This window comes from Thioalkalivibrio sp. ALE19, from assembly GCF_000428605.1.
Classification (GTDB): Bacteria; Pseudomonadota; Gammaproteobacteria; order Ectothiorhodospirales; family Ectothiorhodospiraceae; genus Thioalkalivibrio.
In genome coordinates this window covers 1-9,812 of record NZ_AUAG01000044.1, presented here as the reverse complement: position 1 = coordinate 9,812, position 9,812 = coordinate 1, and the positions used below count along the sequence as shown (strand labels likewise).

Genomic DNA, 9,812 nt, shown 5'->3' with positions numbered 1-9,812 from the left:
CACCGTGGAACCTTCCGCAGCAGCGATGCGTTCGTGGCCTTCCTGGGCATGGATGTCCGGGTCCGGGACTCCGGCCAGAAGCGAGGCCGACGCCGGCTCACCAAGCAGGGAGACCCGGAGCTGCGACGCCTGCTCTACATGGCGGCCATGCAGGCCAAATCCAAACCCGCCTGGAGCGACTACTACCAGCGCTGTCTCGATCGGGGATTGGCCACGACGCAGGCCCTCAATGCCCTGGCTCGCAAACTCGCCCGCGTCGCCTTCGCCCTCATGAAAAACCAGACCGACTACCGACCCCCGAACCCTTGCACGCAGACATAGAATCTCCTACCGGCCGGGGCAACCGTAGGAGGCCAGCCGATCCGGCGCGCCTCAGGCCGGCCCCGGATCCAGCCGCCGTACGACGTCCAGCGCAACCCGCCGGCTGTAGTCATGGATCTTCCAGTGAGCCGGGCTCCAGCCGACCAGGAAGCGGTAGAAGTCGGCCTGCGCCAGCGGGAACAGGTCCCGCCATTCGGCCTCCAGCGCGGCCGCCTCCACGTCCGGGTGGTGATCGCGCAGCGCCTCGCGCAGGGCATCAAAATAGGCGTCCAGCAGGTCGGCCTCGCGATGCTCCTGTTCCTCTTCGTCGAGGCAGGAGCCGATGAAATAGGCCACGTCCTTCATCCCGCAGCCGCCGCCGACGTACTGGAAGTCCACTGCCACCAAGGCGCCCCCGTCGGCAGCAAAACAGAAGTTCGCGACCTTGGCATCACCGTGGACCAGGGTGTGAAAACGGGCCGCGTTCAGCCGACGATCGAGCTCCGTGGCCGTACGGCGGATGACCGGGTCCTCGATGGCCGCCCATTCTTCCTGGCGGGTCGCCAGGTGCCAGTAGCTGCCGACCGGCCACAGCCCGTCGGGTGCGGCGCCGACAAACGCGGCATGCAGTTCGGCCAGCCAGCGCAGGCAGAGGACCGCGCCGTCCACGTCCAGGCGCTCGCGGCGGTCCGGGAAACCGGCCGCATCCAGGTCCTCCAGGATCATCCAGCCGCCCTGATCGTCCCCTTCCGCCGCGAAACAGCGCGGGACGCGACAGCGCGACGGATCGAGCCGCGGGGCGAAATCCGCGTACCAGGCCCGCTCCACCTCGTAGGATCGCCGCTTGCGCCGGTCGGAAACCCCGCCGCCCCAGCCGCGCGGGTGGCTGACGGCAGCCGGGTAGCGAACATCCTTCACCATCACCGAGGGGACCGCTGCATCCTCCAGGCGGTAGCGCCGGATCTCGCCGTAGCCGCTCCACAGCCCCTGCACCCGCTCCTGCGGGTATGCCGCGCGGGCGCCGGTCGCGTCGCGCACGCGTGCGGCCAGTTCTGCGTCCTCCCGCGCGCCCATGGCCACAGCCGCCTCAGTTGTGCAGCAGCGCGTCGGTGGTGTAGATCAGCAGCCCGTAGTCCTTCTGGTAGGTGTCGCGCATGTGCGCGGCAATGCGGGTGCAGAGCTCCTCGGACCCCAGCACCTCGATGCGGATATTGCCGCCCTGGCGCCAGTTGCCGCGACGCTTGCCGTGTTCGCCCCAGCCGCGGGCGTCGATCACGGTGTAGCCGCTGGCACCCAGCTTGCGGATCTCGTCGACCAGCATGTCTTCCAGGATCGCCTCGGTGACGATCACCATCAGGCGCATCGGTTCGCCTTCCATGCCCTATCCTCCGACTGCGTAGAGTTGTTCGGCCAACCAGAAGTAAAGGGGTACGCCGACGAAGATGTTGAACGGGAACGTCACCCCCAGCGAGGCCCCGATCGACAGTGCCGGGTTGGCCTCCGGCACCGCAATGCGCATGGCTGCCGGGGCCGCGATGTACGAGGCACTGGCGTACAGCGTGGCCAGCAGCAGCGTGCCGCCCAGCGACATGCCCAGCCCCCAGCCCAGCACAATGCCGAGCAGCGCGGCCACCACCGGCATCACGATCGCGAACGCCACCAGAAAGGCCCCGTAACTGCGCACCTCGGCGATGCGGCTGGAGGCCACCAGCCCCATCTCCAGCAGGAACAGCGCCAGCACGCCCTTGAACAGGTCCCAGAACATCGGCTCCAGCGGCTCGATGTTCTCGGGACCGGCCAGGTAGCCGATCAGCAGCCCGCCGATCAGCAGGAACACGCTCTTGCCGAAGAACACCTCGTGCAGGGTCTTGCCCCAGCGCGTCCCGCCACCGGTGCCCGCCTTCGCCAGCAGGATGCCGATCACGATCGCCGGGATCTCCAGCAGTACCAGGAACACGATCATGTGCCCCTCGTAATCCAGCCCGCGCTGGGCCAGGTAGGCCACCGCCACCGAGAAGGTCACCACGCTGACGGAGCCGTAGTGGCCGGCGATGGAGGCCGAGTCGGCGCGGGTCATGCGGCCGACCCAGCGCAGCACCGGGAAGGCGATCAGCGGGATGAACGCCGCCACCACCAGCACGGCCAGTCCGGGCAGGAGCAGGGGCACCAGATCGGATTCGGCCAGTTTGACCCCGCCGTGCAGGCCGATGGCCAGCAGCAGAAAGATGGACAGTGCCTCGTACACCGCCATCGGGATCTTCAGGTCGGATTTGGCCAGCCCGGCGATCGCGCCGAGCAGGAAAAACAGAACGACCGGTTCGGAAACCATGGTCCTTGCCTCCAGTCAGAAACGTCGCCCCGCGCCGGCTCTCGCGGGGCACGGGACTGTCGGTCTTGTTCAGTCGTTGCCGGGCATCATCGAGGAGTGGTGATGCACGATCTTCCATTCGCCGTCGCGATTCTCGTAGACGAAGGTGTAACGCGCCGGTACGTCCCTGACCTCGCCGCCGTCGCGCACGCGGAAGGTATAGGTCCCGGCATCCGTCAGCTTGTTGCAGCCGAACTTCACGTTGCGCTGGTTGATCGTGCCCTCGGGCCGTTTCTCCAGGAAATGGCGGAAATAGTCGCGGATCTCGTCGCGCGTGGTGCGCGGAACGTTCGACACCGTCGGCAGCAGCACCGCGTCCTCGGCGTAGCAGTCGGTGACCCGATCCGCGTCGCCGGTCTTCAGCGCGTCGTTCCAGCGGTCGAAAAGCTCTTCCGCCAGACGCCGGGTCGCGGGGGCGCAAACCACGCAGCTCTCGTCCACCGGGGTATCGATGGCGCCGAAGTTCGGGTCGCCACCGGTGCCGGTCACCGGGTGATGCTGGTCCCGGTACGAGGCACTCAGGCTGAAGCGGGCGCGCGGCTCGCTGTCGGCATCAATGAACCGGGTGCCGCTGATGCGCGGTCGGTCGTCGGAAGGATTCTTCACGGGTGTTCTCCGCGGGCGCCGTGGCGGCCCTGATCAAACGTTGGATTTTGCGAGCGATTGTAAACCGCCCCCCATAGCCTGTCAGCCGGGCCTGTCAGCCGGCACCGTTCATCCGGCGGAGGGGCCCTGTCCGGCATCGGCCTGCGCCTTGAAGGCAGCCAGCATGTCCTCGATCTGATTGCGCAGCCGTGCCTCGTCCTGAATGGCGAAGTCGAGAAAGGTCTGCGCCACCACCGACAGCACCTTCTGCCGCGGATGCACGATGTGCCACTGACGGTGGATCGGGAAATGCTCCACGTCCAGCAGCGCCACCGGCCCTTCCGCGCCCTCCGCGCTCAGGGTGTGCAGGGACAGCACCGAGATCCCCAGACCGCCGATGACCGCCTGCTTGATCGCCTCGTTGGAGCCCAGCTCCATGCGCACCCGCGGGTTGATGCCGTGTTCCTGGAACAGCTTGAGGGTCGACTCGCGGATCCCCGAGCCCGGCTCGCGCATCAGGAAGTTTTCCTGCTCCAGCTCCTGCAGCGGGATGTTGCGGCGCCCTGCCAGCGGATGATCGCGACTGGCCATCACCACCAGCGGGTTGGGCGCAAAGGGATACACCGCCACGTCGGTCAGGCGCTCCGGCACATGGCCGATGATGTACAGGTCATCGTCGTTATTGGCCAGGCGATCCAGCACCCGGTCGAAGTTGGAGACCTCCAGCGACAGCTCCACATCGGGATAGCGCCGCGCGAACTGGCCCAGGATGCTGGGGGCGAAGTACTGCGCCGTGGTGATCACCGCCAGGCGAAGCCGGCCGCGCTTGAGGCCGTGCATCTCGGCCAGCTTCATCTCCAGGTTGGTCAGCGCCCCCAGCATCTCGCGGCAGGTGTCGTACAGCAGCAGCCCGACCTCGGTGGGCGACGCCCGACGCCCGACATATTCGAACAGCGGCAGCCCCAGCGCGGAGGAGAGCTTCTTGATCTGGATGGACACCGTCGGCTGGGTCAGGTGCAGCTCCTCCGCGGCGCGGGTGAAGCTGCCCAGGCGCACGATCGCCTCGAAGACCTGGAGCTGGCGCAGGGTCGCATGCCGGATCAGATGCGCCGGCAGCTCCGACTTGAGCATCACCTGCGGAAGGCCGGAATCCCGCGTCGAATCACTCTGACTCACGCCGCCCCCCGTTAACGGGTCGTCAGGCCGGCATACAGCATCGGCAGCTTCTCCGGCAGCCGTTCGACCCGGTCCAGCACCATGTAGTGGTTGCCGAAGATGCGCTCCACGTAATCATCGGCGTTGGGGTCCAGGCTCATGCAGAAACTGTGGACGCCATTGCGTCCGGCCTCCTCCACCGCGCGGCGCGCGTCGAAGCGCAGGTACTGCGGGTCGCGCACGTCGGTGTCCGAGGGCTCGCCGTCGGTAATCACCAGCATCAGCTTCTTCTGCGAGCCGCGGGCACGCAGCTGCTCCGTGGCATGCCGGATGGCCGCCCCCATGCGCGTGGAAAGCGCCCCCTTCATCCCCGCCAGACGCGCCCGCGCAGTGTCGTCCCATGGCGCATCGAAATCCTTGAAGCGGAAGTACTCGACGTCGTGCCGCCCGTCCGAGTTGAAGCCGTGGATCGCGAACGGATCGCCGATGCGCGAAATTGCACCCGAGAGCAGCGTGGTCGCCTCACGCGCCAGCTGCACCACCGAGGTGTCGGTCCCGCGCACCGTCTCGTTGGTCGACTCCGACAGGTCCAGCAGGACCAGCACGGACAGATCCCGCTCCTGGCGCAGATTGCGGGTGTAGATGCGCTCATCGGGCTGACGGTTCATGCGCAGGTCAATCTGTGCCTCCACCAGCGCGTTGACGTCCAGCTCGTCGCCGTCGGGCTGGCGGCGCAGGCGTTGCATCCCCTGTGGCTGAATCGCCTCGATCAGGTATTTCAGATGGGCAATCAGCGGCTTGTGTTTCTCGTTGATCGCGTCGATCTCGTCCAGATCGCCCTTTGGAGGGCGGCGCTCCAGCAGGGTCACCCAGTGCGGGCGCTCCAGCTGCATCTGGTAGTCCCACTCGTGATAGTGGAACGGCAGCGAGATCGGCTCCTTGCCCTCCTGCGCGTTGATGCTGGTGTCCTCGTCATCACGGAAGAACTCCGTCGCCAGGACCATGATCTGCTGGGCATCGTCCCCGGCACTGGGCACGTCCAGGGTGTTGATCATCTCCATCGGCGTGACGTAGATCCGTTCCTGGCCGGAGCCGTGTGCGGCCAGCACCTCCGCCTCTTCTTCGTCCTCGCGGCCCACCGCCCAGATATAGCGGTTGTCGTCGCGGTAGACGACCTCGGGCGCGATCTGCTTCGGGTTCACGTAGCCCTTCTCCGGGAAGGCCGGCGCCAGCGCTTCCGCCAGTTCCGCCGCCAGTCCCGCACGCTCCAGATCGGACTCGCGGGCGAAGGCTGCCCGCGCCTCGTTCACGAACGGGTGCGGGTCCGTGTAATCGGCGTCGATCAGGGCGCGCGCGGTCCGTGCCAGCAGTGGCTGCGGCGCATCGCCGTCTTCCGGGGTGGCCGTGTGCAGGGGTTTCCAGATCTGACCCAGCCCCGGAAACGCGGCCAGTGTCAGCCCCTCGACCCGGGCATCCTCGAACAGCTCCAGCAGCGCGCCCCGGATCCCCCGCGGCGCCTCTTCTTCCTGACGCTCGCGGGTATGCACCATGTGCGCGGCGGCATGCGCGGCCGCCGCGCGATACAGGTCCAGACCGGAAAGCTCGTCGGTATCATCGAAGGCATCCGGCAGGAACAGCGTGAAGCCCTGGATATACGGCCGGTAGCCCTCACGCGACTCGAAATCGCCACTGGTCGGACGCATGAAGAAATCGCGCCCCCACAGCGAGCGCAGATACAGGTTGATGCGCCGCTGCACGTCCACGAACAGCGTACCGCGGCGCTCCTTCTGGAATACCGAGCGCGACTCCGGCGACTGCAGACCGAAGTATTCGATCTGCGCCTCGAGATCCGTGCGATGGGCCTGTGCGCCCCAGGTGGCCCAGCGCCGCAACCCGCCCAGGGTCAGATGGCTCAGCAGCTCGTCGAGATGCTCCAGCATCGGGCGCACCCCGCGCGGAGCCTGGCCCAGCAGCGAATCCAGCAGGCGCAGATAGCCTTCGAACAGCGAATGGTCCCCCAGGCGACGCGCGGCAATGGGCGCGGTCGAGATCACCAGCGTGATCACCGCCGAGCTGGTCTTGGAATACATCCGGATGGACGAACTCAGAAGTTCCGCGACGGCATCCTCGCCCAGCTCCTGGGCCAGCCCCGGGGCCTCCTGAATGAACGCGATCACCAGCTCGGTCCCGCGTCCGAGCGAATGCAGACTGCGCGCGCCCTCGAGGTAATAGCGCTCCAGACCGGCCGGACTGAACGCGCGCGTCGCTTCGTGCCACGCGGACTCCAGCACCTGCGCGGCGTGTTCCCCGAGATCATCGAGGAGGTCCGGATAGTCTTCCAGATGGATGCTCATCGCGCGCCCGCGCCGCCTCGAAGGCGGTCTAGAAGAACGTGGTTACCGCCGAATCCAGCGCATCGCGCATGTCCGGATCGTCGGTAATGGGCCGGACCAGGGCCATGCGACAGGCGGCCAGCGGCTGCACGTTTTTCCCGATCAGCGTGGCCGCATACACCAGCATGCGGGTGGAGATGCCCTCGTCGAGACCGTGCCCCTTCAGATTGCGTGCACGCTCGGCCACGCTGACCAGCTTGTCCGCGACATCCTCGCTCACGCCACCCTCGTGCGCGACGATCCGCGTCTCGGTCGCATGATCCGGATAGTCGAAATCCAGCGCGCCGAAGCGCTGCTTGGTCGACTGCTTCAGGTCCTTCATCAGGCTCTGATAACCCGGGTTGTAGGAAATCACCACCTGGAAGTCGGGATGCGCCTCGACCATCTCCCCCTTTTTCTCCAGCGGGAGCACCCGCCGGTTGTCGGTCAGGGGATGGATCACCACCGTGGTGTCCTGCCGCGCCTCCACGATCTCGTCGAGATAGCAGATCGCCCCGAGCCGGGCCGCCATGGTCAGCGGTCCATCCTGCCAGCGCGTCCCCTCCGCATCCAGCAGATAGCGCCCCAGCAGATCCGAGGCGGTCATGTCCTCGTTGCAGGCCACCGTCACCAGCGGCTTGCCCAGCTTCCAGGCCATATGTTCCACGAACCGCGTCTTCCCGCAGCCCGTCGGACCCTTGAGCATCATGGGCATGCGCGCCGCATACGCCGCCTCGTACAGCTCCACCTCGTCGGCGACCGGCTGGTAATAGGGCTCTGCGGTCACCCGGTATTCGCGCAGTTCGTCCTGCATGGCAATGCTCCTTCACAAAAAGGCCGGGCTGCGCCCGGCCATGCTCGCGTTCCGGTCCCGGCTCAGTCCGGCCAGACCCGATCCGGATGCAGATTCTCCCAGGGCGCATCACCGGTGGCACGATCGTCATTGCCCGGTGAGTCCTTGCGGCTCCCGCGGGTGCCGCCGGAGGCCGGCTTCTTCGTCGTCGTTCCACTGCTCTTCCGCGTGCCGCCGGACCCGCCGGAACTGCCCGCGGTTTTCTTTGCAGCGGGCTTCTTCGCCGTGCTGCCGCGCGTCCCGGTCGTCGCCTTGCCGGCCGACGACTGGCCCGAGGCGGGCTTCTGCGCCGGCTTGTTCTCCGCGGTTTTCTGCTCCGTGGCGGACTCCGGTTTGCTGCTCGACTTGTCCTCCGTCGAAGTGCCCGATGCCTCGCCCTTGTTATCCTGGTTTTCGCGCGCCGCGCGCACGCCGGCCGCCAGCTTGTTCTGCAGGTCACTCATTGTGAAACCTCCTCGATGATGGCTTCGATCTCGGCCGCCGCCGCCTGTCCGGGTTTCCCCAGATCATAGACGGAGCTGCCTTCCAGCGCCGAACGCCGGTAGATGGCCCGCCGCCGCAGCGTCTGCTCCAGTGCGGGAATGTCGATCTCCATGAGGGCGTGCTTCATTGCGCGCGAGAGCGCGCTGCGCACCTCAAGCTGGTTAACCACGATACGCGCCTGCAGATCCCGGTTCGCCCGTTGCGCGTCCTCCAGGCCCGTCCCCATGCGGACACTGCCCCACAGGTCCACCGGCGAAGGAAGCACCGGGATCAATGCCAGGTCCGCCGCTGCCAGGGCCCCGTTCACCGCACCGCCTTCCAGGGTCGGCGGACAGTCGATGACCACGAAGTCATAATCGCGCCGCAGATTCGCCAGCTCCCGATCCAGCGGCCCGGCCACCGCGAACACGGATGCCGGGAACGGCTTGCGCTCCGAACTCATGCGCGCCCATTGCCCCGCCGAACCCTGAGGATCGGCGTCGACGACCAGGGTCCGGCCGCGCCGGACCAGCCCGGCCGCGAGATTCATCGTCAGGGTGGTCTTGCCGGTCCCGCCCTTCTGATTGACGACCGCGATCACCCGCGAGCCCATTACAAACCCCGGGTCATGAAGTCACCTCGCCGGCGAGCCGGTCGACCTCGAGCGCGAAGGCGCGATCCGCCTCGCCGATGGCCTCGCCGTCCCGGGCGTCGATGGTGATGTTCACGTAGGTCGTCCCGAAGCTGATGTTCGGATGATAACCGTCGGCCTCGGACAGATCCGCGACCCGGTCGAGGAAATCCCGCGTCACCCCGTAACGATCAAAGGTGTACTGCTTGCTGATCGACACCAGCGAACCCTTGCCAGGCTCCCAGCCTGCGGGAACCACGTCACCGTTCTCGGCCATCGGAATCTCCGCTGCCGTTTGCATTCATTTGAGCATCGATCTCGCGCACGTGTTCCCACTCTTCGTCGAGCAGGGCCGCAAACAGCGCGGCATCCTCACGCGCACCGGTCCGACGACAGTACGCCACCGCTTCTTCGTACATCCGCACCGCATCCAGCTCCAGCGCGCGGTTGTACTCCATCAGCTGGCGGACCGAACGCCCCAGACGCACCGGTGCCAGCTGGCTGCCGGGAGGCGCCAGCCCGTAGTGCATCAGGCGGGTCATCAGGCGATCCGCATGCTCCAGTTCCTCCTGCGCTTCCCGCCGCAGCGAGTCGCTCAGTTCCGCCATGCCCCAGAGCGCGGTCAGCCGCGCCTGGGCCATGTACTGCTGGACCGCCGACATTTCATGCGCGACGGCCCGGTTCAGATAGCCCACGATCCGTGGATCGGCCATCGGCGTATCCTCAGCTGGCGGAGCCGCTGGCGCTGGGCGCGCTCGGCAGGATGCTTTCCACTTCGGAATGCACGCGGGCAATGATGTGCGCAGCCACCAGGCCGTCGCCCACACGCTCGCAGGAATCGGCACCGGCACGCACGGCCGCGTTCACCGCACCCGTCTCGCCGCGAACCAGAACCGTCACGTAACCACCGCCCACGAACTGGCGGCCAATCAGACGCACCTCGGAGGCCTTGGTCATCGCATCCGCCGCCTCGATCGCCGGAACCAGACCGCGGGTCTCGATCATGCCCAGGGCCACACCATGAAATTCGTTCGCCATCTTGAACCTCTCTGCAGAATCAGGCCGCGGGGCCGGTCACCGACCCCG

General features: G+C 66.9%; 13 protein-coding genes. 1 reads left to right on the top strand and 12 read right to left on the bottom strand.

Translation table 11 applies throughout. The features are described 5' to 3' along the window. Positions 1-321: IS110 family transposase (locus F787_RS0113570; protein WP_028492529.1), on the top strand; the 321-nt coding region annotated here is incomplete at its 5' end. A gap of 51 nt (positions 322-372) precedes the next feature. On the opposite strand, the gene F787_RS0113565 is transcribed toward F787_RS0113570, so the two are convergent. The 12 genes from F787_RS0113565 to F787_RS0113510 form a co-directional block, all read right to left on the bottom strand. Next, entirely contained in the window at positions 373-1,374 is a 1,002-nt protein-coding gene (locus F787_RS0113565; RefSeq protein ID WP_042805990.1) for a phosphotransferase, read from the bottom strand. Between the two features lie 13 nt (positions 1,375-1,387). Beyond that, positions 1,388-1,678, bottom strand: coding sequence for a hypothetical protein (locus F787_RS0113560; protein WP_018871374.1), 291 nt, complete (start codon positions 1,676-1,678; stop codon positions 1,388-1,390). Positions 1,679-1,681: 3 nt separating this feature from the next. Beyond that, complete coding sequence (locus F787_RS0113555) at positions 1,682-2,629, bottom strand: sodium-dependent bicarbonate transport family permease (protein ID WP_018871375.1); 948 nt, start codon at positions 2,627-2,629, stop codon at positions 1,682-1,684. 69 nt (positions 2,630-2,698) lie between these two features. Continuing rightward, positions 2,699-3,274 (bottom strand): SgcJ/EcaC family oxidoreductase, encoded by a 576-nt coding sequence (locus F787_RS0113550; RefSeq protein WP_028492527.1) that lies wholly within the window; start codon positions 3,272-3,274, stop codon positions 2,699-2,701. A 108-nt stretch (positions 3,275-3,382) separates the two neighbouring features. Beyond that, a complete protein-coding gene (locus F787_RS0113545; protein WP_018871377.1) occupies positions 3,383-4,384 on the bottom strand; it encodes a LysR family transcriptional regulator in 1,002 nt (333 codons plus the stop codon). Positions 4,385-4,440: 56 nt separating this feature from the next. Beyond that, positions 4,441-6,762: a nitric oxide reductase activation protein NorD gene (locus F787_RS0113540; RefSeq protein ID WP_028492526.1), complete on the bottom strand. Its 2,322-nt coding sequence runs from the start codon at positions 6,760-6,762 to the stop codon at positions 4,441-4,443. Between the two features lie 28 nt (positions 6,763-6,790). Continuing rightward, on the bottom strand, positions 6,791-7,594 hold the full coding sequence (locus F787_RS0113535; RefSeq protein WP_018871379.1) for a CbbQ/NirQ/NorQ/GpvN family protein: 804 nt from the start codon (positions 7,592-7,594) through the stop codon (positions 6,791-6,793). A gap of 62 nt (positions 7,595-7,656) precedes the next feature. Next, on the bottom strand, positions 7,657-8,076 hold the full coding sequence (locus F787_RS0113530; protein ID WP_028492525.1) for a hypothetical protein: 420 nt from the start codon (positions 8,074-8,076) through the stop codon (positions 7,657-7,659). Then, entirely contained in the window at positions 8,073-8,708 is a 636-nt protein-coding gene (gene parA, locus F787_RS0113525) for a ParA family partition ATPase (RefSeq protein ID WP_028492524.1), read from the bottom strand. Before parA ends, F787_RS0113530 begins: the two co-directional genes overlap by 4 nt. A 13-nt stretch (positions 8,709-8,721) precedes the next feature. Then, positions 8,722-9,003 (bottom strand): 4a-hydroxytetrahydrobiopterin dehydratase, encoded by a 282-nt coding sequence (locus F787_RS0113520; RefSeq protein WP_018871382.1) that lies wholly within the window; start codon positions 9,001-9,003, stop codon positions 8,722-8,724. Continuing rightward, positions 8,987-9,439 carry a bacterioferritin gene (locus tag F787_RS0113515; protein WP_019569872.1) on the bottom strand — a complete coding sequence of 151 codons (453 nt, stop codon included), beginning with the start codon at positions 9,437-9,439 and terminating at the stop codon, positions 8,987-8,989. Before F787_RS0113515 ends, F787_RS0113520 begins: the two co-directional genes overlap by 17 nt. Before the next feature lie 10 nt (positions 9,440-9,449). Then, positions 9,450-9,764 carry a BMC domain-containing protein gene (locus F787_RS0113510; protein WP_019592863.1) on the bottom strand — a complete coding sequence of 105 codons (315 nt, stop codon included), beginning with the start codon at positions 9,762-9,764 and terminating at the stop codon, positions 9,450-9,452. Positions 9,765-9,812 lie beyond the last annotated feature (48 nt).